The organism is Halomarina oriensis (assembly GCF_009791395.1).
Lineage (GTDB): Archaea > Halobacteriota > Halobacteria > Halobacteriales > Haloarculaceae > Halomarina > Halomarina oriensis.
In genome coordinates this window covers 78104-101849 of the sequence record NZ_WSZK01000012.1, presented here as the reverse complement: position 1 = coordinate 101849, position 23746 = coordinate 78104, and the positions used below count along the sequence as shown (strand labels likewise).

Genomic DNA, 23746 nt, shown 5'->3' with positions numbered 1-23746 from the left:
GCGAGCCACCGCCTTCACGACGAGGGACGGGCCGCCCGTTCGCCCCGTTCCCGAGAGTTATGTCGGTTCCCTGTGAGTCGATCTCATGGAGTACACGACGCTCGGTGACACGGGAACGACCGTCTCGCGCATCTGTCTGGGCTGTATGAGCTTCGGCACCAGCGACTGGCGCGACTGGGTGCTCGACGAGGAGGCGGGCCTGGAACTGGTCGACCGCGCCATCGACCTCGGTATCAACTTCTTCGACACGGCGAACATGTACTCGAACGGCGAGTCCGAGCGCGTACTGGGGAAGGCACTGGAGGGTCGCCGGGACGAACAGGTCGTCGCCACGAAGGGGTACTTCCAGATGGACGAGGACGACCCGAACTCCGGTGGTCTCTCGCGGAAGGCCATCGAACAGCAACTCGACAACTCCCTCGACCGACTGGGGATGGAGTGTGTCGACCTCTACCAGACCCACCGATGGGACTACGACACACCCATCGAGGGGACGATGCGGGCGCTCGACGACGCCGTCCGCCGGGGGAAGGCCCGCTACGTCGGCGCGAGTTCGATGCACGCCTACCAGTTCGCCGACGCCCTTCACACCAGCGACGTGGAGCGTCTCGAACGCTTCGCCACGATGCAGAACCACTACAACCTGCTCTACCGCGAGGAGGAACGCGAGATGCTCCCGTTCTGCGAGCAGGAGAACGTCGGCGTCGTCCCGTGGTCGCCGCTCGCCCGCGGCTACCTCGCCCGTCCCCACGAGGAGTTCGACGCGACCACGCGAGGCAAATCCGACAGTCACGCCCGGTCACACCCGTACTTCGAGGGCGGCGGGACGGAGGTCAACGAGCGCGTCCAGGAACTCGCCGCCGACGAGGGGGCGACGATGGCCCAGATCGGTCTCGCGTGGCTGTTCTCGAAGGAGTGGGTCGACGCCCCCATCGTCGGGACGACGAGCGTCGAACACCTCGAAGAGGCCGTCGAGGCACTCGACATCTCGCTGTCGGACTCCGACGTGGAGTACCTCGAAGCGCCGTACGAACCGGTGCGCGTCGCCGGCCACCAGTAGCTGAACACGGTGTGCGGGTCGGCTCTCTCGGTGTGCCGGCGGGACGTCCGGTCGGGCGAGACGAGGCGTCGAACGCGTGGTCGGTCGTCGTCGCGTGCCGGAACTGCGTCTCGTGTGGGTGGCCGGCGAGCGGCGTAGGTGGCCGCGAGGTCAGTCGCGTTCGCCGTCGCCCCTCCCTATCACCTGTTCGTGCGTGTGGTGGTAGAACCGGACCGCCGGTCCCTCGACCGGTTCGAAGCAGACCCGGCGGTAGCGAGGGTTGTCGAGCAGGTTGACCATCAGCCCCGAGTCGTGCACCGAGACGGAGTCGTACGCCGTCTCACATACCGGGCAGCGTGCGGGGGTGTCGGCGGGGAGGTCCATGCGTCGAGTGGGGACGCTGCCTCGAAAAGTACCGCGAACGGTACGCCGAAACCGACGGCCCTCGTAGTCGACCTATGTCGCTCGTCAGGATGACGTGGCGCGATACGCTGTTCGCCCACTGGGCGGTCGCTCCCGAGACGGTCGCCTCCCGCCTCCCGCCCGGACTGGCCCTCGACACGTACGGCGGGCGAGCGTGGCTGAGCGTCGTCGGCTTCCGGATGGACGGGATTCGGCCACGCGGGACGCCCGAGGCGCTGGGCTTCTCGTTTCCCGAACTCAACCTCCGGACCTACGTCACCCACGAAGGGTCACCGGGCATCTACTTCTTCAACCTCGACGCGGGGGACCGCCTCGGGGTCCGGGCCGCCCGCCGACTGTTCCACCTCCCGTACTACGACGCGTCGATGCGCGTCACCGACCGCGACGACGGCGTTCGGTTCCGCTCACGGCGCGTCCACCGGGACGCCCCGCCGCTGGTGTTCGACGCGGACTACCGACCGACCGACGAACCGCTGGCCGACGAGCAGCGAGCGCGCTTTCTCACCGAGCGCTACCGCTTCTTCACGGCGGGCGTCGACGCGGCGGCGCAGGGCGCGGACCCGCGGACGGCCGCCGAATCCACCCGCGTCGGCGAGATTCGACACGACCCGTGGCCGCTCGTCCCCGCCGAACTCGACGTGCGGCGCAACGACTGTTTCGTGGCCAACGGGTTCGAGACGCCCGACGGCGACCCGGTCTGTCACTACGCGCCGGCGCTGGCGGTGAAGGCCGACCGGGTGCGGCGCGTCTGAGTGCCGGCCGACGCGACCGACCGTCCCCGAGTGCTCCCGCGTCGGTCGGTTCGACGCGGCGTCTCCACCCAGCTATTTACTGCCGGGTGTCGTCGTGTGCACGATGACGACCGCCGACGGTGACGCGGACCACGCGAGCGAGGAAGCCGCCGACACGTCCGTGGAGTCCGACCGCGAGGCGCTGTCGGGACCGATGCGCTCACTCGACCCCCGAGTCAGATACGTCTGGGTCACCCAGGCGCTGTTGACGGCGGCGGTGCTCGGAGCCATCGTCGGTGGTATCGCCTACGCAGTCGAGCGGTTGCTCTGGCCCGGCGTCGTCGTGTTCGCGCTGTTCGGACTCGTCTCCGTCCTGCTGGCCGTCGCCAGATACCGCATCTGGCGCTACCAGGTCCGGACCGACTCGCTGTTCCTCGACCGAGGGGTGTTCACGCGCGTCCGAACGGTCGTCCCGTACGTCCGTATCCAGCACGTCGACGCAAACCGCGGCCCCGTCGAACGTGGGGCCGGCCTCGCCACCGTCGTCGTCTACACCGCCGGGTCGCGGGGCGCGGACGTGACCATCCCCGGTCTCACCCCGGAGGACGCCGAGGAGTTACAGGAGCGACTGAAACGCCTCGCCATCGTCGCCGAGGGTGAAGACGCGGTATGAGACTCGACGTCCGTTCGATCCCGTACCGGGCCGGCGAGTCGGTGACCCGTCTGGTCTGGCTGGTGGCCATCGTCGCCATCACCGGCGGGAACGACACGTCGCTCGCCCCGCCAGCGCTGTTGCTGGCTGGCGCGGTGGTGCTCGTCGTCGCCCTCGCCGCCGGCTACCAGGTCCTCTACTTCCGACGGTTCACCTACGACCTCACCGACCAGACGTTCGACATCCGCTCGGGCATCGTCTCGCGGCGGACCCGCGAGATACCACTGCGGCGCATCCAGAACGTCGACATCGCCGCGAACCCCGTCCAGCGTGCGCTCGGCATCGCCGAGGTCCGACTGGAGACGGCCGGTGGAAGCGGTACCGAGGCGACCCTCCGGTACGTCTCCCGTTCGGAGGCCCGTCGCCTCCAGGACGACATCGGCCGTCTCAACCGCGGGGAGTCGGCCGTCGAGGACGCCGACGCCGAGCGGTACACCGACGCCGACGGCGACGACCCCCTGTTCGCCATCACGATGCGCGAACTGTTCTTGCTGGGGTTCGTCTCGGTCGACCTCCGTATCCTCTCGTTTCTCTCGGTCGGGGTGCCGCTGTTCGCGCCGTCGCTCGGCGACGTCGTCGCACCGACCCGGCCACTGCTGGTCCAACTCTCGCCCATCACGCTCGGCGTGGGCGGCCTGCTCGTCCTCTACACCGTCGCGGCGCTCGTCGGCGGCCTCGTCGCCGTCACGAACTACTACGGGTTCACCCTCCGGCGCGCCCACGACGAACTCCGCTACGAGCGCGGACTGTTGCAACGCTACAGCGGCACCATCCCGCTCGACAAGGTCCAGTCGCTCTCCATCAAGGCGAACGTCCTCGCGCGGGCCATCGGCCACGGGTCGCTCGCGGTGGTTACCGCGGGGTACGCCCCCGGCGAGGGCGGGTCGCAGTCGGCCGTCCCGTTCGCCGAACGTGACCGCGTCGTCTCGCTGGCTCAGTCCATCGAATCGTTCGACGACCCCGAGTACGTCCGGCCGCCGAAGCGTGCACGGACGCGCTACGCGATTCGGTATCTCGCCGTCGCACTCGGTGTCGTCGCACTCGCCTACGCGGTCGTCCGGTTCACACCGCTCGACGGCGCGTGGTGGGGGACGCTCGTCTTGCTCCCCGTCGTCCCGGTGGCCGCACAGGCGACGTGGAGCGCCCGTGGCTACGCCATCCAGGGCGACTACGTCCTCGCACGCAACGGCTACGTCGTCCAGCGGGAGGTGGTCGTCCCGTACCACCGCATCCAGACGGTCACCACCGCCTCGACGGTGTTCCAGCGCCGTCGTGACCTCGCGACGCTCGTCGTCGACACCGCCGGGTCGGGAGGGTACGGCGGGCAGGACGCACAGGCCGTCGACATCGACACCGAGGACGCCGACCGACTCCGCGAGGAGGTCGAACGCCGGATGCACACCGCCGTCGCCGAGCGTCGGTCTCAGCACCACCGCGAACGGACCGAGTCACTTCGGGACACGACCGGACCGGTCGACGATGGCCCGTCGGCCGACCGTACGACGGACCCGGCCTGAGCGCCCCCGGCGTTCGTGAGGGACGCTCGGGGTCAGTGCTCGAACGTCTGGAACTCGACGGTCCGGCCGTCGGGGTCCTCGGCGAAGAACTGGTAGATGTCGTACCGCTCGTTGAACCTGGGGTCGCCGTCAGTGTCGACGCCGTGGTCGTGGAGGCGCTCGTGGGCCGCGTCGACGCCCGCCCGGTTCGGGTAGACGAACGTGAGTACCCCGTCGGTCTCCGTCTCGTCGCCGTCGCAGAACCCCACGCGGAACGCGCCGTGTTCGAGGATGGTACAGGCCGGTTGCTCGTGCCAGACACGCGCCCCGACGACGTCCGTGTAGAACGCGACGAGGTCTGCGAGCGCCGTGGTTCGGAAGAAGACGAGTCCCATATCGCGGTTCGCGCGTGCCGGCCGCTAAACCGTTCCGGCGGTGACCCGTACCGGACGGCGAACCGTAACCGATGTGCCGCAGGCGCGACTCCGCTTCGTGTCATGGGAACACACGACGGTACACGCCGCCGGGCGAGCGCCGAGACGCCCGCCGAGCAGGTCACGACGGCGGCGGGCGTCCTCGCACCGACCATCGCACTCGGTGCCATCTTCCTCGCAACGGTGCTCTCGCCGACGTTCACGTGGACGAGCGAACCGCTCTCGTTCCTCGGGAGTTCGGGCGAACCGACCCGCCCGCTGTTCAACTACGGCCTGATTCTCGGTGGGCTCGTCTCGCTGCCGTTCGCCGCGCGTCTCGTCGGCACCGCTCGTAACCGCCTCGAATCGGTCGGTGGGGGAGCGTTCGCACTGACCGGCGTGGCGATGGCGCTCGTCGGCGGCTTCCCGATGGGGACCGAGTGGCACTTCCCGGCGGCGGTGTCGTTCTACCTCCTGCTGTCGGTGTCGATGTGGTGTTACGGCGGCGGGAACCTGCTGGCCGGTGACCGTCGTGTGGGGGCGACGACGGTCGGTCTCGGCCTGCTCAACCTCCTGACGTGGGTCGTGTACGTCGCCGTCTTCGCCCCGACCGGTCTCTCGCTCGCGCTCCCCGAAATCGTCGGGGCGCTCGCACTCGGTGGCTGGACGACGGCGACGGCGTTCCGGTTGTTCTGACGCGACCCCTCACTCGTCGCCGACCAGCGCGGAGAACGTCACGATGTCGTCGTCCGTCCCGGCCACGACGAGTTCGTCACCACGCTGGAGTCTGAAGTCCGGACCGAGGTCGGAGACCAGCGCGCCGTCGCGTTCGACGGCGACGACGGTACAGCCGGTCTTCCGTCGAACGTCGGCTTCGCCGAGCGTCCGGCCGGTGAGGTCTCCCGGCCCCGTGCGGATGAGTTCGACCTGCTGGTCGAACGTGATGACCTCCTCGTCGAGAATGGTCGAGGCGAGCATCCGACCGCTGACGGTCCCCAGCGAGAGGACGTAGTCCGCACCGGCACGGTAGAGTTTCCTGACGCTCTCCTGGGACTCGGCGCGGGCGACGATCTCGATCTCCGGGTTCAACTCCCGGACGACGAGCGTAGCGAAGACGGTCACGGTGTCGTTCGGGAGCGAGAGGATGACCGTCCCGGCCGCCCCGACACCCGCCTCCCGGAGGACGTGGGCGTCCGTGACGTCCCCGGTCACGTCCGCGTCCTTCGCGGGGTCGCGGTCGACGGTCACCTGCGGCAGACCGAGGTCCGAGTCTTCGATGGCTCGCTCGACGGTGGTGCCGACGATACCGAGCCCCGCGACGACGACGTGGCCACGGCGCCGCCGGCGCTGTTCGGAGCGCGTGAGTCGCTTCAGTCCCTCCAGTTGTTCCTCCTGACCGGCGACGAGCAGGATGGTCTGTTCGTCGACGACCGCGTCCGGCGAAGGTGGCGAGACGAACTCGCCGCGGAACCACGCGCCGACGATGTTCGCCCCGGTCCGTTCACGGATGCCGCTCTCGGCGACGCTGACCCCGTCGAGTTCGCTCCCCGACTCGACCGGGAGTTCGACGACGTCGAAGCCGTCACCGATCTCGATGGCGTCGTCCAGGTCCGAGGTGACACCCGAGGTGACCTTCGTGGCGAGGCTCTCACCGACCAACTGGCGGGGCGAGAACGCCTCCGATGCGCCGGCCAGACTGTGGTACTCCTTCTGGGACGGCTCCTCGACGAACGTGATGACCGGCGTGTCACAGACCTGAGTGGCAGTGAGCGCGATGGAGGCGTTGGTGGCGTCGTCGACGTCCGCGACGAGCGCACGGGCGTCTCCGAGGTTGACGCGGTCGCCGTACACCTCGACGCTCTCGGGGTCGCCGTGGACGACGGTCGTGTCGGTCTCGTAGATGTCGGCCGCCCGGTCGCGGTCGGGTTCGACGACGACGTACGGGATGTCTCGCGCGTCGAGTTCTCGGATGAGCGCTCGCCCACGAGGGGTGTAGCCCGCGATGACGACGTGACCGACCCGGTCGACGCTCGTCGGCGCGGCCGTCGAGAGCGCCTCCTCGAACAGCGGGAAGACGAGCGTGGGCAACGCGAGGAAGATGAGGAACACGCCCGTCAGATCCATCACGATGATGAGTGCCTGCATCTGCCAGCTCTCCCACTGGGCGTCGGAGCCGAATCCGGTCGTCGTGAACGTCTCGACGACGACCTGGAGGGCTTCGAGGAACGTCCGCGGTCGGCCGTCGAAGGCGGTCATCCCGTAGTCGTAGACGGCCGCGTAGACGAGAATAACGGCGAACAGCCCCGCCATGTACTTGACCGTCCGTCGCGTCCACTTGTCCATCGCCCGTAACTGCCGTTGAGGAGGACAAAACCGTTGGGACTCTCCGGCGGTGATTCTCGCCGTCTTCGGCCGACTGCACCGCGAACGAGCCGACACGACGGAACGCTTAACCGCCCTCCTGTTCCCGTGAGTGTATGTCACGAAACCCCATACAGGTGGCGGCCGCGGTGGTCGCCGCCGTCCTCTTGGTCACCGCCGGGGTGTTCGGCGGGAGCTACCTCTCGCTCGCTGCGCCCTTCAGCGGTGCCGCGTGGAGCGGCGTGAGCGACGGTGGTGACGGCGTCGGGAGCGCCGCCGGCGACGCGCTCTCCGGCGAGACGACCGTCGAGAACCCGTACGGCGAGGCGACCGTCAGTTACGACGCCGACGGCGTCCCCCACATCGAGGCCGACGACGAGGCGGCGCTGTACTACGCCGTCGGCTACGTCCAGGCCCGCGACAGACTGTGGGAGATGGACCTCCAGCGCCGTCTGATGGCCGGCAACCTCTCGGCGGCCGTCGGCGAGCAGGCGGTGGAGTCGGACCGCTTCTACCGGCAGATGGACTTCCAGGGGGCGGCCGAAGCCTCGTGGGAAGCGCTCGAAGACACCGAGTACGGACCGCTGGTTCGGGCCTACACCGACGGCGTCAACCGCTACCGGGCGACCGAACCGCTCCCCGTCGAGTTCCGCCTGAACGACTACGAACCGGAGCCGTGGACGCCCACGGCGACACTCCTCGTCGACAAGCAGATCTCGTGGTCGCTGTCGGGGGACTTCCGCGACCTGGAGGCGGGCGTCCTCGACTCGAAACTCGGCACCGAGGCGACGAGCGAACTCTACCCCGACCAGTTGGCCCACGACAGTCCCGTCCTCCGCACCGAGTGGGACGCCCCGACTGCGAACACGTCGAACCGGACCGACCTCGCGGCCTACGACGCGCTCTACGAGTCCCTGCGTGACTTCCAGCGCGAACCGGGCATCGGGTCGAACAACTGGGTCGTCTCGGGCAACCAGACGGCCAGTGGGCAACCGCTACTCGCCAACGACCCCCACCTGACGCTGACCGTGCCGCCGGTCTGGTACGAGATGCGCCTCCACCTGACCGGCGACGACGGCTACGACGTGCGCGGGGTGACGTTCCCCGGTGTCCCGAGCGTCATCATCGGCCAGAACCGGAACGTCGCGTGGGGAGTGACGAACGTCGGCGCGGACGTGACCGACCTCTACACCTACGAGACGCCCTCGAACGACACCTACGTCTACGACGGCGAGGAACGCGCGTTCGAGACCGAACAGCAGACCATCCAGGTCAGCGGCGGCGAGGACGTGACCGTCACCGTTCGGAAGACGGTCCACGGCGCGTACCTCGAACGTGAGACGCCCGACGGTCCGGTCGGCGTCGGCGTCGCGTGGACCGGGATGACGGGCACGAAGGAGGCGCTCGCTATCTGGGGGTTCAACCGCGCCGAGACGGTCGACGACGTCGAGGAGGCCGCACGCGACTTCGACTCGCCGACTCAGAACCTCGTGGCAGCGGACAGGGACGGCGGGACGCTCTACCGAGCGACGGGGAAGTACCCGTACCGCTACACCGACAGCGACGAACGGAGTTCGTCTGGCAACCGGACGCAGTCCGGTGACGGCGAAGTCGTCCGCGGTGACCGCGTGTTCGACGGCTCTGCGGGCGAGGGCGAGTGGCGTGGGTTCACGCCGTTCGGTCAGTCCTCGTGGGAGGGGTTCGTCCCCTACGAGCAGGTGCCCCACGTGTTCGGGGCGGACTACATCGCCACGGCCAACCAGCGCACGGCCGACCAGCCGGGGTTCTACCTCTCGACGAGCGGTCGCTACGCCGACCCATACAGGGGAGAGCGCATCTACGAACTGCTCGACCGGCGTGCCGAGTCGGGCGAACCGATGGACGCCGAGTTCATGCGGACGATGCAGCGCGACGTCTACTCGACGGCCGCCGAGGGGTTCGTCCCCGGCGTCCTCGATAGCCGGAGTGCGATGGACGAGGACACCCGCGAGTGGGCCGATAGCCTCGAATCGTGGGACTACAACATGACCGCCGACTCGGAGGCGGCGCTCGCGTTCGCGCTCTTCCGCCAGGAGGTCAGGAACGCCACGTTCTACGACGAGTACCACCCGAAAGGGCTGGACGAGGGCTACTACCCACACCTCTACGTCGTCCAGACGTTGCCGGAGGACAGCGAGTGGTTCGACGACGTCCGGACCGACGAGCGCGAGACGCGCGCCGACGCCTACGCAGAGGCGATGGAACGTGCGAAGGCCCGCGCCGACGAGAACGGCTGGGAGACCTACGGCGACTACAACCGACTGGACCTGAACCACCCGTTCCCGGTGGGCTACCTCGACTACCCCGAGCGGGCGATGGACGGGTCGCCGTTCACCGTCTTCAACTTCCGCACCGAGGGGTCGATGCAGGCCGGGTCGAGTTGGCGCATGGTCTCGACGTTCGACGGGGAGTCGTCGGGTGTCATCCCCGGTGGCCAGTCCGGTAACCCGTTCTCGCCGCACTACCACGACCAACTCGACGAGTGGGCCGAGGGCGAGTACAAGCCGATGGACTTCGACGACGCCGGCGCGGTTGACATCCGGTTCACTGCCTCCGGTGGAGATGACGGCAGTGACGGCGACGCCGGTGCGGACGCCGAGGACGGAGGGCAGCGATGAGCGACGCCGCGAAGACCGGGCGACTGCGCGACGCACTCCGGACGGGTGAGTACTCGGACGTGCTCGTCGTGTTCACGTTCCTCGTCGGCCTCGCGGTGACGGCCGTCCACTGGGTCGGCCTCGTGGTCGGCGGCCTCCTGCTGGGCGTCCTCGCCCCCTCCTTCTGGCGGGCGGTGCAGTACGGCCTCTACTTCGGTATCGCGGTGCTCGCGGCGTTCCTCGCGTACCTCTGGCTGTTCGGGGCGCTCGGGCAGTTCGCCGTCGCCGGGCAACTGACGTGGCTGGCGCTCGGTGCGACGCTCGTGTTGCCGACGCTGGCGGCGATGGTTCGGGGACTCGGCTGAGGAGCGGTCGCCGAGGCGCATCGTCACCCGGTGTCAGTACTGTTTTCTCGCCGGCGGCGCTGGGTCCGGGTATGCAACCGGACCTCTCCGACCTCGATTCGTTCCTCGACGACCGCGGTGCGGGCGGCTACCTCGTCTACGCCGACAGCGAGGACTCGACCCAGCGCTACCTCTCGGGGTTCGACGCGCCGGACCCGTTCCTGACGCTCTACGACGGCGAGGTACACCTGCTCGTCTCCAGTCTGGAGTACGGTCGTGCGCGGAAGGCCGACCGACCCGCGACGGTCGCTCGCCACGCCGACTACGACTACCGCGCGAAACTGGAGGAGTACGGCCACGACGAGGCCGGTGACCGCATCACCGCCGAGTTCCTCGCCGAACACGGCGTCGAGAGCGTCGTCACGCCCGAGGAGTTCCCGCTCGGTGTCGGTGACGGCCTCCGAGCGCAGGGGGTCGACCTCGAAGCGGAACGCGAGGGCGTCGTCGACGACATCCGGGCGGTCAAGACCAGCGAAGAGGTCGAACACGTCGCGGAGGCCCAGACGGCCAACGAGCGTGCGATGGCGCGTGCCGAGGAACTCATCGCCGAGGCGAGGGTGGAGACGGGCACCGACGCCGGCAGCGGCGTCCTCGTCCACGAGGGGGAGGTGCTGACCAGCGAGCGCGTCACCCGCGAGATAGAGATGGAACTGCTCCGTCACGGCTGTGCGCTCGACGAGACCATCGTCGCCTGCGGTGCGGACGCCGCGGACCCCCACGACCGGGGGAGCGGCCCGCTCCGTGCAGACGAGTCCATCATCGTCGACATCTTCCCGCGGGACAAGGAGACGAAGTACTTCGCGGACATGACCCGGACGTTCGTGAAGGGGACGCCCAACGACACCGTCGCGGAGTGGTACGACCTCACCCAGGAGGCCAAAGAGGCGGCGTTCGACGCGCTCGAACCCGGTGCGACGGGCAAGGACGTCCACGACGCGGTCTGTGACGTCTACGAGGACGCCGGCTGGCCCACCCTGCGGAGCGACGAGGCCACGGAGACGGGGTTCATCCACTCGACGGGCCACGGCGTCGGCCTCGACATCCACGAGGGGCCGAGTCTCAGTCCCCGCGGCGGCGAACTGGAACCGGGCCACGTCGTCACCGTCGAACCCGGCCTCTACGACCCCGAGTTCGGTGGCGTCCGCATCGAAGACATCGCCGTCGTCACCGAGGACGGCTACGAGAACTTCACCGACTACCCCGAGGAACTGGTCGTCGAGTAGACCGAAGCGGAACTGAACGAGGCTCCCGGCCGTGGAGCGCTCGCATCTGGACACACCCCGACGCTTTTTCAGCAGTCACGTCGACTGTCCGATATGAGCCGCCCTCCACTGAAGCTGTTCGGCCCGCTGCTGGCGCTCTGGGTCGCACTGACCGTCGCAGGAGTCGCCGCCGTCGCCGGCCTCCCTCCGACGGCCATCGCCGTCCAGAGTGTATCGTGTCTCGTCGCCGTCCTGCTCGCGTCCCGGTGGCGTGACCTCGCCAGCGCGTTCGCCGCCCGACGACTCCACTACGTCCTGCCGGTGCTCCCCATCGCCGTCGGAGTGGTCCTCGTGGCACTCGACGTGACGGGGACGGTGGCACTCGACGTTGCGGCCGAGGGAGTCGGCCCGGACACGTGGGTCGGCCTCGCGCTCGCCGTGGGGGTGTCACTGGCCGTCGTCGGCGGTGTCGCGTTCGTCTCGGCGGACAACCTGTACGCGCACCGCCGTCGGTCCGAGGAGCGCGAACGCCGAACGTGGGCCGCGCCGATGGACGAGCCTCGGCGGAGACGAACGCGGTACTGGTACCTCGTGGCCGCCGTCGTCCTCTCGGTGGGCGGCCTCGCGGGGACGCTGTTCGACGTGCCGCTTACGCCGGGACTCCTCAGCGGTGGCATCGCCATCGGTCTGATGGCGGTGACCGTCCTCGACCGGACGACGGAGTACACCGCACTCGAAGGGGGCGTCGTCGTGACCGGCCGAGGTACCGTCCGGGAGCAGTACGTTCCGTGGGGACGGTTCGTCGGCTACGAGCGAACGGACGACGCGCTCGTCCTCCAGCGCCGACTACCGGGCGGGTCGTACCACTGTGCGCTCGACGCGCTGGAGGACCCCGACGCGGTCGAAGCGGTCCTCCGCGAACGGTTGGGATGACGCCGCTTCGCCGTCCGTGGTGCGGTCTCCCGACGGTCGATGCCGACGGTCAGTCGCTCCTCCTGTCGCGCGTTCGGTCGCGTGAGGATTCGGCGATACCGGCGTTCGGCGAGCAACTGGGGCACGCGAGGAGGTCCCCCCGGTCGTCGGCGAACACGGTCTGGAAGCGACGCGAAACGTGGGCGTTGCAGTTGTCACAGTGGGGCATGAGTCTCGTCTGAACCTACCAGAAGTCCAGGGAGTTCACACCAAACGTTGCTCGGCTAGCTGTATAGTCTCCGAACGGTCGACGTTCGACCCGGACTCGGACAGCCTTTTCCCCCGCGACGGAGTCGCTCCCACATGCACTGCTGTATCGTCGGCGCGGGCGAGATGGGTACGTGGGTCGGCCGAACACTGGCCGACGCCGGCCACGACGTCGCCGTCGCCGACCTCGACGCGGACGCCGCCGACCGAGCGGCCACGACAGTCGACGGCGGGACGGTCCCGGTGTCGCCCCCACCGACGCCCGAGTCGACGGACCGGTTCGACGCCGTCGTGCTGGCGGTTCCGATACCCGCCGTCGCGGAGGCCGTCGCCGCACAGGCCCCCCGTGCCGAACACGCCGTCGTCGACGTGACCGGCGTGATGGGGCCGGCGCTCGACGCGATGCGCGAGCACGCCCCCGACCACGAACGACTCTCCCTGCACCCGATGTTCTCGACGGCCAACGCGCCGGGGCGTATCGCCGCCGTCCCCGACGCGACCGGTCGCGTCACCGACGCGATTCGGGAGGCGCTCGTCGCGGCCGGCAACGAGGTGTTCGAGACGACGGCGACCGATCACGACGAGGCGATGGAGACGGTCCAGGCGAAGGCCCACGCCGCCGTCCTCGCCTACGGACTCGTCCGCGAGGCGGTCGACCCGCGCTACCACACCGACGTCTCGACGGCGCTGTTCGAGGCCGTCGAGAGCATCACCGGGAGCACGGCCCACGTCTTCGGCGACATCCAGGCCGCGTTCGACGGGGCCGAGGAACTCGCAGCGGCGGCCGAGCGAGTCGCCGAGAGCCGGGGCGACCCCGAGGCGTTCGCCACGCTCTACGAGGAAGCGGGACGGTCCGGTGGGCCGCGAGAGGACGAAGAGACGGCGACGGAGGGAACCGGCAGCGAGCGGGCCGACGACGCGGCGGGAGGTGACCGGTCGTGAACGCCGACCAGCGACAGGCCGTCCTCGACAACGCCCGCTACCTGCGGCAGGTCCGGCCCGTCGACCCCGAGGAGATACACGAGTACGTCGAGGGGACGCCCCACCCCGCCGTCGTCCGCCAGACGCTCCGTGACGCACAGTTCGACCTCGGCGTGGTCGAACGCGAGGACGGCACGTTCGTCCCCGTCGACGACGACCCGGTCCGGACGCGCATCGAGCGTGTCGAGGCGTTCCCGGAGGCGTACGCCGAACGACTCGACGCCCTGCTGGTCGACCGCTACGGCTGGGAGTGGGCCGAGGGCGAGTCGGGCGACCGACTCCGGGGTATCGTCCGGCGCGTCAAGGAGGACTACTACCGACAGAACCCCGTCGAGTACGACGAGGAGACGGCACTGGCCTACGCGCTCTACCACCTCCCCGACTACTACGCCGTCGGGCAGTACGTCGGCGGCGCACTCGCGGGCGACGGCCTGCTCCCGCGGCCGCTCCGGGTGCTCGACGTGGGGGCAGGTGTCGGCGGCCCCGCGCTCGGCCTGCTCGACCTGCTGCCCGACGACGCACTGGTCGACTACCACGCCGTCGAACCGAGCGCCGCCGCGGCCGTCTTCGACGATCTCGTCGAAGCCGGCCGAAACCAGCGGGTCACGGTCCACCGCGAGACGGCGGAGGCGTTCGCCCCGGAGACGCTGGTCGCCGCCGCCGACCGAGACGCTGAGGGAACCGGGGCCGACGACGGGAGTGAAGCCGGCGACGCGAGCGAGGAGGGAGCGACCGAGGCCAACGCGGCCGGATTCGACCTCGTCGTCTTCTCGAACGTCCTCTCGGAACTCGACGACCCGACGGCGGTGGCGCGGCGGTACGCCGACGTCCTCGCGGCGGACGGGACGCTCGTCGGTATCGCTCCGGCCGACAGGAACACCGCGATAGGTCTGCGGACGGTCGAGCGTGCCCTCGAACGCGAGGGGAGCGCCGAGGGGGCGACCCTGACCGTCTACGGCCCGGAGGTCCGTCTCTGGTCGTGGCGGACGCCCGAGGACGGCGGGTGGTCGTTCGAGGTCCGACCGGACCTCGCGGTTCCCGACTTCCAGCGCCGTCTCGACGAGGCGACGCCGGACACCGACGACGAACACGCCCCCGGCGAGTTCGTCAACGTCGACGTGCAGTACGCCCACTCGCTGTTGCGTCGGGACGGCCGGACGCGCGTCGCGTTCACGCCCGACCCCGCACGGTTCGCCCCGCTGGCGAACAGCGAGGACCACGTCACCGGCCGCGTCGACTGCGTGGCGTTCAAACTCAGCGCGAACCTCGCCGAAGGGAACCCGCTGTACCGTGTCGGTGACGGGAGTCAGGCGGTCGACCACTACGCCGTCTGCACCCGCGAGTCGGCGCTCAACCGGACGCTCGGTGAGGCTCCCTACGGCGCGCTGCTGGCGTTCGAGAACGTCCTCGTGCTCTGGAACGACGACGAGGAGGCGTACAACCTCGTCGTCGACGGGGAGACGGTCGTCGACCGCGTCGCCTGAGACTCGACTCCTAAGACGGTCGCGCCCGGTGGGGGCACATGGAGCGAGCTATCGTCGTCGGGGCGTCGTCGGGAATCGGGCAGGCACTCGCGGAACTGCTGGCAGAGCGTGGCTACGAGGTCGGACTGGCCGCCCGTCGCGTCGAACGCCTCGACGCCATCGGCGAGTCCCTCCCGACGAAAGCGTACGTCGCAACGCTGGACGTGACCGACACCGAGCAGGCCCGCGAGCGGTTCGACGCGCTCGTCGACGCGATGGGCGGGGTCGACCTCGTCGTCCTCTCGGCGGGTGTCGGCCGGCCGAACCCCGAGTTGGACTGGGCAGTCGAAGGTGAGACGCTGGCGGTCAACGCACAGGGGTTCGCCGCGCTGGCGACGACGGCGATGGCGACGTTCGACGAGCAGGGACACGGCACGCTCGTCGGCATCTCCTCGGTGGCCGCGCTGTTCGGCGGTGGCGCGTCGCCGGCGTACAGCGCGTCGAAGGCGTTCGTCTCGAACTACTGCGACGGTCTGCGTGCGTGGGCGACGGGCCGTGACGCCGACGTCGCGGTCGTGGACGTCAAACCGGGCTACGTGGACACGGAGATGGCGTTCGGCGACTTCTGGAAGGCCTCCCCGGAGACGGCCGCGCGACAGATTCTCCGGGCAGCGGAGGCGGGCCGTCGCCACGCCTACGTCACCCGGCGCTGGCGACTCGTCGGGTGGCTGATCCGCGCGATGCCCCACGGCCTCAGAGAGCGGGTGTTCTCGTGAGGGGGCCGAGTGGAGCGAGCGGCCGACGAGGGGTCCGGGTTCAGCCGACCCGTCGTCGCTCGGCGAACGTCGTCGTCCCCGAGTCCGACCGAACCGTCGTCTCGACGGTGACGTAGCCGTCGTTGCGTTCGACGCGGAGGCCGTCGAGGGAGCCCAACTCGACGCGCTCGGTGGTGGTGTGGGATTCGCTGGGGGCGAGCGTGCCGACGTCCTGTGACCCGCTCCAGACCTGTTCACCACCGGTGGAGACACGCGTGACGACGCTGACGTTCTCACGTGGGCCGTCCCCGGTGTTCGTGATGGTCGCGGTCACGTCCCGGCAGGTCGGTCCGCACGACTCGATGCGGTCGACGCTCATCGCGTATCCGTGGTCGTCGCTCGACGTCCCGGGTCCGTCTCCGGCCCCGTCGGTCCGGAGGTCGGCCTGTGGTGTGGCCGTCGTCTCGGCCGACGAATCGTCCACGAGCGGGGGTGTCACGTCGACCATCCCGAGGACCACGCCCGCCGTGAGTCCAGCGAAGAGGACGACGACGACGCCGAGAACCGTCGCGGCTGCTCGTCGCATCGGGCGTGTTTGCGGGTCGCCACGAAAAGCCCTGCCGGCTACACACGTCGGTGGAGTTTTCGCATCCCGGACCGTCCGCCCGCCATGCACGTCCTCCTCACGAACGACGACGGTATCGACGAGGCCGGGCTTCGGGCGCTCTACGACGCACTCGACGACGTCGCCGAGGTGACTGCGGTCGCCCCGGCGGACGACCAGAGCGCCGTCGGGCGGCGGCTCTCGACGCGTGTCGACGTCCGAGAACACGACCTGGGGTACGCCGTGGAGGGGACGCCCGTGGACTGCGTCGTCGTCGGACTCCAGTCCCTCTTGAGCGACGTGGACATCGTCGTCGCCGGCTGTAACCGGGGAGCGAACCTCGGACAGTACACGCTCGGCCGGTCGGGGACGGTCAGCGCCGCCGTCGAGGCGACGTTCTTCGAGCGACCGGCCATCGCCGTCTCGATGTACGTCCCCAGCGACGAGGTCGACTTCCGGACGTACGACCCCGGCCCGGAGGTGTACGCGGAGGCGGCCCGCGCGACGCGCTATCTCGTCGAGGAGACGGCCGCCGACGGCGTGTTCGGCATCGCCGACTACCTCAACGTCAACGCACCGACGGCGGAGAGAGCGGCGGGCGAGATGGTCGTCACCGAACCGTCGACGTTCTACGACATGGACGCGGACCGAGAGGGCGACGTCGTCCACCTCAGAGACCGCATCTGGGAGCGGATGAACGACGACACCGTCCCCGACCCCGACGGCACCGACCGACGGGCCGTCCTCGACGGCAAGGTGAGCGTCTCGCCACTGACCGCACCACACACCGTCACCTACCACGAGACGCTGTCGTCCCTCTCTGAGCGGTTCTGAGCGAGGCTTCGAGGCGTTCCGAGGCGATTGGACGGTCGGCTTCAGGAGAGAGCGCGGACGGGGAGTGTACCGTCGGTAACGACCGAGCGACACGTCGTCCCACCGAGCGCGAGGCGGGAAGAACCGTGAGTCTCGGTCGAACGGCGTTCAGTAGCCGGGGAGCTGAACGGTGATTTCGTACTCACCGGGGCCGTACGTGTCGGTCTCGCCGTCGAAGAGCGTCTGCAGCTCGGTCGGGTCGAAGCCGGGACCGTCTTTCTGGTAGGACGCGAGCGACAGTTCCTCCTCACAGCCGTCGGCGACGGTGAACGCCACCGTCGCGGTTCCGGCCATGTCGTCGACGGTCATCTCGTCGACGGTGACGCAGTCGGCGAGGGCCGCCGACAGCGAGGGCGGCGTGCTCTGTCGCATCATCGGTTCCTCGGTGCTCCCGTGGAGGTAGCGGACGAGTCGCCCCTGCGGGCTGTAGAAGTCGTCGCGCGTCTCGCCCAGCAGCTCCTCGGGCGTTCCGCCGACGAAGTCGACCTGGTAGTACGTCGTCTCCGCGGCCGGCATGCACGTCGCGCTGCCGAGGACGACACCCTGGACCTTCACACGGGCCTTGGTCATGGCGCGGGCGAACGTGAAGCTCCGCGAACCGTCCTCGGGGAGCTTCTTCATCCGGGTCTTCGTGTTCCCGTTCGCGAGTTCGGCTTCGAGGACGAACCAGCCGCTGTAGCCGTCTATCTCGACGGTCACTCCGGTGCAGTCCTCCGAGAAGGTGAGCGTCGGCGTCGGGCAGATGGCGCTGGCGACGATCTCGCCGTCGACACGGACGCGCGCCTTCACGATACCGCGGGCGAACGTGAAGCTCCGGGTCTCCCCGGCGGGAGCGGCCTTCGTTCGCGTCGTCGTGTTGCCGGTGTCCAGCAGGACCTCGAGCGTGAACTCGCCGTCCGCTTCCTCGCGCGTCACGTCGACGCCCGTGCAGTCGTCGGTGAACGCGATGGTCGCCGAACCGGGGTCGTCGTCGGTCGGCTCACAGGTCGCGCTGCCGACGACGACGCCGGCGACGACGACGCGAGCCGTCGCCACCTGGCGGGCGAAGCTGAAACTCCGACTGGTACCGGCGGGGGCCTGCTTGCTCCGCGTCGTGGTGTTGCCGTTCTCGAACTCGACGGCCAGCGTGTACCGACCGCTGTAGCCGTCGATGGCGACGTCGACACCCGTGCAGTCCTCGGAGAACTGGATGTCGGCGGCCGGACAGACCGCGCTCCCGACGACGACGCCGTAGAGGCTCACTCGTGCCTTGACGACGCTCCGTGCGAAACTGAAGCTCCGACTGGTGCCGGCGGGAGCCTGCTTGCTCCGGGTCGTGGTGTTGCCGTTCTCCAGGAGGACTTCGAGCGTGTACCGACCGTCGTAGCCGCCGAGCGTCACGTCGACACCGGTGCAGTCGTCCGTGAACTGGATGGTCGCGGATGGGCAGACCGCGCTCCCGACGACCGTGTCGTCGACCAGCACGCGGGCTTTGACGATGCTCCGTGCGAAACTGAAGCTCCGGCTGGTGCCGGCGGGAGCCTGCTTGCTCCGGGTCGTGGTGTTGCCGTTCTCTAGTAGGACTTCGAGCGTGTACCGACCGTCGTAGCCGCCGAGCGTCACGTCGACACCGGTACAGTCGTCCGTGAACGTGAACATCGCCGAGCGATCGGTGGACTGTGCCGCGGCGGTCCCCGAGAGGGTAGCACCGCCTGTTGCCAACAACGCGCTCGCACCGATGCCTTTCAGTACCGTTCGTCGACCGACGGGGGTTTCTGGGTTCTTCATGGGAGTACGGGGCGAGGAGTCGGTTCGGGCGCTCGGATACCGAGTGCCGAACTAGCCCGTGGTCCTCGCACCTCGACCGAACACTCACCGATACGTGACTTTGTTATGCGATTGATACTGCCCGCGGCTCGGCTGCTCCCGACGACGAGTTGGCTCCGTGACCGACGCCGTGGGTCTCCACCGACGACACCGGTCGCTGTGTCTCTCCCGCCACGCGTCGCCAGCTTAACGACGCGATAGTTCGGCCCAGTCGACGGTATCCGGTGGCTACCGGGCACGGAGACAGCGACGAGGAGTCACCACGACGGCGTGGTCCGAAGGGGGTGTGTCCCCGGGCGACGGCCGTGGGCCACCACCCTCTCCGGCAGAGTCAAGCGGCCGTTGGACGAAGACCGGTCATGGAGTCGGTACTCCTCGACCTACTGCGTGGCAACGCCGAACACGCCGACACGTTCCAGTCCCGGTTCGACGACGTTCAGGACGGCCAGCGTCCCGACGCGGTCACCGTCTGTTGTTCTGACTCTCGGGTCCTCCAGGACCACATCTGGGGCAACGACGCCCCCGGTCACGTCTTCACGTGTGCGAACATCGGCAACCGAGTCGTCCAGCGAACCGACGCCGGCGAAGCCGTCTCGGGTGACCTACTCTACCCGATTCGCCACACCGGGACCGAGACGGTGGTCGTCGTCGGCCACACCGGCTGTGGCGCGGTCACCGCGACGTACGACTCGCTGACCGACGGCCTCGACGAACCCGACGGCATCGCCCACTGCATCGGGCTGTTGCGTCCACGACTGGAACCCGGTGTCGAGGCGCTCCCGGACGGACTCGACCGAGCGGACGCCATCGACCACCTCGTGGAGTACAACGTCGACCGACAGGTCGAGTTCCTCCTCGACAGCGAGGACGTCCCGGACGACGTCGACGTGTTCGGTGTCGTCTACGACTTCCAGGACGTCTACGGCGGGCGGCGTGGCGAGGTCCACGTCGTCAACGCGAACGGCGAGACGAGCGTCGAGACGCTCCGGGAGACGCATCCGGACCTCGGCGCACGGGTCGCCCGCCGCTGGGAGTACTGAGCGTGTCGCCGTCCCCCGCCACGCCGAGCGGACCGGTCCGCGGCGAGAGCGATACCGAGGTCAGCGTTCGGTCGGTCGAAGACGACGAGCACGTCTCGGCCCTCGACGATGGTACGGTCCGGTTCGTCGGGGCGTGGGTCCACACGAACCACGAGGCGGTGACGGAAGGGGCGTTCCCCGAACGCGAACCACACTTCGAGACGACGCCGTTCGAACGCTGGGCACCGCGGAAGTGCGCCGCTGCGGCCGGCCGGGCCGCGGCCGACCACGTCGCCGAGACGCTCGGTATCGGTCAGCGGAGGTATCACCACGATGGCCGGGACGGACGACGGAGTCCCCCGTCGCCGTCGTCGCCACCGGACCGGTTCTGAGCAATCGGGGTGACGTCGTCTTCGACCCCGGCGTGACGGTAGAGGAGGTGGTCGCCACGACGCCCGCTTCGGTGGCGGTGACCGACGGCCTCGGCGCTCGGGAGTACGACCGTGACGTGCCGGTGTTCGCTCGATACGGGGAACGACGACAGGAGTGACGGCCGGCGAAACCGGCCCTCGGTCGAACCGGGACACACCACCCTCGCCGCTGTAACGACGTGGGAGGGGAGGGAGGTCGGCTACAGCCACCCTGCCGAGTCGGTGTCGACGGTTACAGCAGCGGCGGTAGTCCGCGAAAGTCGTCGGCTTCCACGTCGTCGACCGGTCGTCCGGGACTTACAGCGGCGATGGTGGTGTGTCGTCGTTCACCATCCACGGCCGAACCGAGCCGAGAGCGTCTGTATCGATACCCTAACGACTATTTACAGCGGCGACGGTGGTGTCTCCTCGTCTCTAGAGTAGTGTGTCGTGTCTGTTACAGTGGTGGTGGTGGTGAGTGGAGTGCTCCGAGAACACCGTTCCGACGATACAGCGGCGACGACACCTCCCCCCACCCACCTTCGACCGGTCTTACAGCGGCGACGGTGGTGTCCCACTCCCGGACGATGGCCGAGCGGTCTTCTACTCCAGAACCGCTCTGAGTGCCGCTCGGCGCACATTTACAGCGGCGACGACACCCCGTTGTGAGGCCGTCTCACGAGATGTCGCGGTTACAGTGGCGAGTTCACCGTTCGAGCCGGTCTCCACGAGACGGGTGTATCGTGATATCAGGCGTGGTCTGAGAGCCGATTTACAGCGGCGGCGATGCCTACTGTTCTATATACTAGTGCCGTCAGTTCCAGACGGAACATGCCCACCAACGACGTTCCTCGGGACTCCGACCTCTCCGAGGAGCGAAACACCCTCTTCGACTACACGGACACTATCTTCGCCGACGAGGACCTGCTGGAGATCGGTCACCTCCCCGCCCCCGAGCGTATCGTCGGGCGCGACGAACACATGCAGAAGGTCGCGGACGCGCTGAACCCGGCTATCTTCGGTTCTGCTCCCTCCCACCTCTTCGTCTTCGGGAAGACAGGCACCGGGAAGACGCTCATATCGCGGTCGGTCACCGAGATGCTCCAGACCGAAGCGGACCGAGAGGGGGTCACCGTCCAGTACGCGTTCATCGACTGTGGCGAGAAGAACACCGAGGCGTCGGTCGTCAAACGGGTCGCCCAGTCGCTCAACGACCCCGAACGGACCGAGTTCACCGTCCCCGAGCGTGGGCTGGCGACCGGCGACTACTACGAGCGCCTCTGGACCGTCCTCGACACCTGTACCGACGTCGCCATCGTCATCCTCGACGAGATAGACATGCTGGAGGACGACGAGGTGCTCCGCAAACTCTCGCGGGCCAGCGAGAACCGACGCATCGACAGCGCCCGCATCGGCGTCATCGGCATCTCGAACAAGATCGACTACCCGGACCAGATGTCCGAACGCGTCAAATCCTCCTTCTCCCGCGACGAACTCGTCTTCCCGCCGTACGACGCGAACCAACTCGGCGAGATACTGGAGAACCGACGCGACGCGTTCCACGACGGCGTGCTGACCGACGACGCGATTCCGCTGGCCGCGGCGCTCGCCGCACAGGAACACGGTGACGCGCGGAAGGCCATCGACATCCTGCGGAACGCCGGCCGTATCGCCAAGCGCGTCGACGAGGAGACGGTCACCGAGGACCACATCCGACAGGCCAAGGAGAAGACCGAGGTCGACCGCCTCGCCGAACTCATCGACGGGTCGCCGCTCCAGGCGAAGGTGTTGCTCTACGCGCTCACGAAACTGACGACGAACAACGACGGCGTCGAGTTCACCTCACGGGAGATCTACCACGCGTACACACGGACGGCGGCCGCCATCGACCTCGACGCGCTGTCGGAGCGTCGAACCCGCGAACTCCTCCAAGAGCAGGACTTCCTCAACGTCATCGACTCGACGAAGGAGAGTCGTGGGCGTGGCGAGGGGGTCACCGGGAAACATCGACTGCTGGAGTCGCCGGACATCGTCCTCGAAGTCCTGCTCCGCGACGACCGACTCGAACCGCTCGAAGAGTGACGGACGGCCGTCGTGTTTACAGCGGCGACGGTACCGTCTCTCCGCCGTGAGACACCGCCGACCGTCGGCGTCTCACCGACCGCTCGTCTCCGACCGCTCCCGAGTCCGTGGTCGTCGATAGATTCGTGGCCGTCGGTAGGTCTGTGGTCGTCGATACCTCCGTAGCCGTCGGTACGCGTCTCGAACGCTAGAAAAGAGTGTTGTACGGTGACACGTAGTACGACTATGAGCGACCCTCTCGAACGACCCCGTGTGGAGTCGTCGCTCGACGACGTCGAGTTTCTCGCCCGTTCGGAGCACCGCGTGGCGGTACTCGACTCGCTGGTCGAGCGGCCACGCTCTCGGGCGGCCCTCCGAGCGTCGACCGGAGCGTCGGCATCCACCATCGGACGGATGCTGGCCGAGTTCGAAGAGCGGTGCTGGGTCGAGCGCGTCGAGCACCGGTACGAGGCGACGCCGTTGGGCGCGTTCGTCGCGGAGGGGATGGTGACCCTCCTCGACCGGATGGAGACCGAGCGAGGGCTACGCGAGGTCTGGAAGTGGCTCCCGACCGAGGTACTCGACCTCGATATCGACCTGTTCGTCGACGCCGTCGTCAGGGTGCCGGCGTTCGGTGCCCCCCACCGAACCGTCGACCGGTTCGTCGAACTGGTCGAGGGGACCAAGCAGTTCCGAGGGTTCACGACGACGACCGTCGGCACGGACGTGGAGGCCCTCTTGCGAAACGCTACCGACGGTATGGAGACCGAAATCGTCTGGCCTCCCGACCTCACCTCGACGGTCCTCGAGTCGCATCCGGACCTCCTCTCGGCGGCCGTCGAGAGCGGCACGCTCACCGTCCTCACGAGTCGGGAACTCCCGTGTGCGTGTGGTCTCTTCGACGACCGTATCGGCCTCGCGGGCTACGACCGGGAGACCGGGGTCATGCGAGCGACCGTCGACACCGACGCCGCTCCGGCGAGACGGTGGGCCGAAGCCCTCTACGGTTCGTACAGGCACGACGCCCGGCCCGTCGACCTCGGGGCCATCGTCGGTTGACCACCGGTCCCCGTCGCATCCCTTCACGTCGCGCCTCGCTGCAGGGTGTGACGTGCCGTCGTGGGCTGCAACCTGTCGTAGGACGGTCCTCACGCGACGGATGCCTACATCCTCATCCG

General features: G+C 68.7%; 24 protein-coding genes. 18 read left to right on the top strand and 6 right to left on the bottom strand.

Annotated features, from left to right (window positions below; all coding sequences use genetic code 11):
* Window positions 1-85 precede the first annotated feature (85 nt).
* Window positions 86-1060, top strand: coding sequence for an aldo/keto reductase (locus GQS65_RS05615; protein WP_158203688.1), 975 nt, complete (start codon window positions 86-88; stop codon window positions 1058-1060).
* A gap of 150 nt (window positions 1061-1210) precedes the next feature.
* Here GQS65_RS05615 and GQS65_RS05610 read toward each other — a convergent pair whose 3' ends face one another.
* Window positions 1211-1423: a hypothetical protein gene (locus GQS65_RS05610; RefSeq protein WP_158203687.1), complete on the bottom strand. Its 213-nt coding sequence runs from the start codon at window positions 1421-1423 to the stop codon at window positions 1211-1213.
* Between the two features lie 74 nt (window positions 1424-1497).
* Between GQS65_RS05610 and GQS65_RS05605 the strand changes: the two genes are divergently transcribed.
* The 3 genes from GQS65_RS05605 (at window position 1498) to GQS65_RS05595 (ending at window position 4422) form a co-directional block, all read left to right on the top strand.
* A complete protein-coding gene (locus GQS65_RS05605) occupies window positions 1498-2214 on the top strand; it encodes a YqjF family protein (protein ID WP_158203686.1) in 717 nt (238 codons plus the stop codon).
* A 193-nt stretch (window positions 2215-2407) separates the two neighbouring features.
* Window positions 2408-2866, top strand: a complete 459-nt coding sequence (locus GQS65_RS05600; RefSeq protein WP_158203747.1) for a PH domain-containing protein — start codon at window positions 2408-2410, stop codon at window positions 2864-2866.
* On the top strand, window positions 2863-4422 hold the full coding sequence (locus GQS65_RS05595; protein WP_158203685.1) for a PH domain-containing protein: 1560 nt from the start codon (window positions 2863-2865) through the stop codon (window positions 4420-4422). The genes GQS65_RS05600 and GQS65_RS05595 overlap by 4 nt, the downstream gene beginning before the upstream one ends.
* Before the next feature lie 32 nt (window positions 4423-4454).
* Here the strand turns inward: GQS65_RS05595 and GQS65_RS05590 are convergent, their stop codons facing one another.
* Window positions 4455-4796 (bottom strand): VOC family protein, encoded by a 342-nt coding sequence (locus GQS65_RS05590; RefSeq protein ID WP_158203684.1) that lies wholly within the window; start codon window positions 4794-4796, stop codon window positions 4455-4457.
* A 102-nt stretch (window positions 4797-4898) separates the two neighbouring features.
* On the opposite strand from GQS65_RS05590, the gene GQS65_RS05585 reads away from it, so the two are divergent.
* A complete protein-coding gene (locus GQS65_RS05585; RefSeq protein ID WP_158203683.1) occupies window positions 4899-5510 on the top strand; it encodes a DUF998 domain-containing protein in 612 nt (203 codons plus the stop codon).
* Between the two features lie 9 nt (window positions 5511-5519).
* Here GQS65_RS05585 and GQS65_RS05580 read toward each other — a convergent pair whose 3' ends face one another.
* Window positions 5520-7157 carry a potassium channel family protein gene (locus GQS65_RS05580; protein ID WP_158203682.1) on the bottom strand — a complete coding sequence of 546 codons (1638 nt, stop codon included), beginning with the start codon at window positions 7155-7157 and terminating at the stop codon, window positions 5520-5522.
* A 134-nt stretch (window positions 7158-7291) separates the two neighbouring features.
* Between GQS65_RS05580 and GQS65_RS05575 the strand changes: the two genes are divergently transcribed.
* From GQS65_RS05575 to GQS65_RS05560, 4 genes are all read left to right on the top strand, one after another.
* On the top strand, window positions 7292-9832 hold the full coding sequence (locus tag GQS65_RS05575) for a penicillin acylase family protein (RefSeq protein ID WP_158203681.1): 2541 nt from the start codon (window positions 7292-7294) through the stop codon (window positions 9830-9832).
* On the top strand, window positions 9829-10176 hold the full coding sequence (locus GQS65_RS05570; protein ID WP_158203680.1) for a hypothetical protein: 348 nt from the start codon (window positions 9829-9831) through the stop codon (window positions 10174-10176). The genes GQS65_RS05575 and GQS65_RS05570 overlap by 4 nt, the downstream gene beginning before the upstream one ends.
* 71 nt (window positions 10177-10247) lie before the next feature.
* Entirely contained in the window at window positions 10248-11438 is a 1191-nt protein-coding gene (locus GQS65_RS05565) for a M24 family metallopeptidase (RefSeq protein WP_158203679.1), read from the top strand.
* A 93-nt stretch (window positions 11439-11531) separates the two neighbouring features.
* A complete protein-coding gene (locus GQS65_RS05560) occupies window positions 11532-12350 on the top strand; it encodes a hypothetical protein (RefSeq protein WP_158203678.1) in 819 nt (272 codons plus the stop codon).
* A 49-nt stretch (window positions 12351-12399) separates the two neighbouring features.
* Here GQS65_RS05560 and GQS65_RS22275 read toward each other — a convergent pair whose 3' ends face one another.
* Window positions 12400-12558, bottom strand: a complete 159-nt coding sequence (locus tag GQS65_RS22275; RefSeq protein WP_449271788.1) for a DUF7563 family protein — start codon at window positions 12556-12558, stop codon at window positions 12400-12402.
* 134 nt (window positions 12559-12692) lie between these two features.
* Between GQS65_RS22275 and GQS65_RS05555 the strand changes: the two genes are divergently transcribed.
* From GQS65_RS05555 to GQS65_RS05545, 3 genes are read left to right on the top strand one after another with little or no spacing between them, the layout of a single operon-like run.
* Entirely contained in the window at window positions 12693-13538 is an 846-nt protein-coding gene (locus GQS65_RS05555) for a prephenate dehydrogenase/arogenate dehydrogenase family protein (RefSeq protein ID WP_158203677.1), read from the top strand.
* Window positions 13535-15061 carry a methyltransferase domain-containing protein gene (locus tag GQS65_RS05550; protein WP_368279864.1) on the top strand — a complete coding sequence of 509 codons (1527 nt, stop codon included), beginning with the start codon at window positions 13535-13537 and terminating at the stop codon, window positions 15059-15061. The genes GQS65_RS05555 and GQS65_RS05550 overlap by 4 nt, the downstream gene beginning before the upstream one ends.
* 38 nt (window positions 15062-15099) lie before the next feature.
* Window positions 15100-15816 carry an SDR family NAD(P)-dependent oxidoreductase gene (locus GQS65_RS05545; RefSeq protein ID WP_158203676.1) on the top strand — a complete coding sequence of 239 codons (717 nt, stop codon included), beginning with the start codon at window positions 15100-15102 and terminating at the stop codon, window positions 15814-15816.
* A 40-nt stretch (window positions 15817-15856) separates the two neighbouring features.
* Here GQS65_RS05545 and GQS65_RS05540 read toward each other — a convergent pair whose 3' ends face one another.
* On the bottom strand, window positions 15857-16381 hold the full coding sequence (locus tag GQS65_RS05540) for a hypothetical protein (RefSeq protein WP_158203675.1): 525 nt from the start codon (window positions 16379-16381) through the stop codon (window positions 15857-15859).
* Window positions 16382-16465: 84 nt separating this feature from the next.
* On the opposite strand from GQS65_RS05540, the gene surE reads away from it, so the two are divergent.
* The gene (gene surE, locus GQS65_RS05535) at window positions 16466-17233 is read left to right on the top strand and encodes a 5'/3'-nucleotidase SurE (RefSeq protein ID WP_158203674.1); all 768 of its coding nucleotides are present in this window, start codon (window positions 16466-16468) and stop codon (window positions 17231-17233) included.
* A gap of 147 nt (window positions 17234-17380) precedes the next feature.
* Here surE and GQS65_RS05530 read toward each other — a convergent pair whose 3' ends face one another.
* Window positions 17381-19039 (bottom strand): hypothetical protein, encoded by a 1659-nt coding sequence (locus GQS65_RS05530; protein WP_158203673.1) that lies wholly within the window; start codon window positions 19037-19039, stop codon window positions 17381-17383.
* Between the two features lie 398 nt (window positions 19040-19437).
* On the opposite strand from GQS65_RS05530, the gene GQS65_RS05525 reads away from it, so the two are divergent.
* The 5 genes from GQS65_RS05525 to GQS65_RS05510 all read left to right on the top strand — a co-directional run bounded on the left by GQS65_RS05525 (window position 19438) and on the right by GQS65_RS05510 (window position 23627).
* Window positions 19438-20118 carry a carbonic anhydrase gene (locus GQS65_RS05525; protein WP_158203672.1) on the top strand — a complete coding sequence of 227 codons (681 nt, stop codon included), beginning with the start codon at window positions 19438-19440 and terminating at the stop codon, window positions 20116-20118.
* A 2-nt stretch (window positions 20119-20120) separates the two neighbouring features.
* Window positions 20121-20489 (top strand): hypothetical protein, encoded by a 369-nt coding sequence (locus tag GQS65_RS05520; protein WP_158203671.1) that lies wholly within the window; start codon window positions 20121-20123, stop codon window positions 20487-20489.
* 32 nt (window positions 20490-20521) lie between these two features.
* Window positions 20522-20647, top strand: a complete 126-nt coding sequence (locus GQS65_RS21845) for a hypothetical protein (protein ID WP_267902885.1) — start codon at window positions 20522-20524, stop codon at window positions 20645-20647.
* A gap of 691 nt (window positions 20648-21338) precedes the next feature.
* A complete protein-coding gene (locus GQS65_RS05515; RefSeq protein ID WP_158203670.1) occupies window positions 21339-22589 on the top strand; it encodes a Cdc6/Cdc18 family protein in 1251 nt (416 codons plus the stop codon).
* 225 nt (window positions 22590-22814) lie between these two features.
* Window positions 22815-23627, top strand: coding sequence for a helix-turn-helix transcriptional regulator (locus GQS65_RS05510; protein ID WP_158203669.1), 813 nt, complete (start codon window positions 22815-22817; stop codon window positions 23625-23627).
* The last annotated feature ends 119 nt before the right edge of the window (window positions 23628-23746 follow it).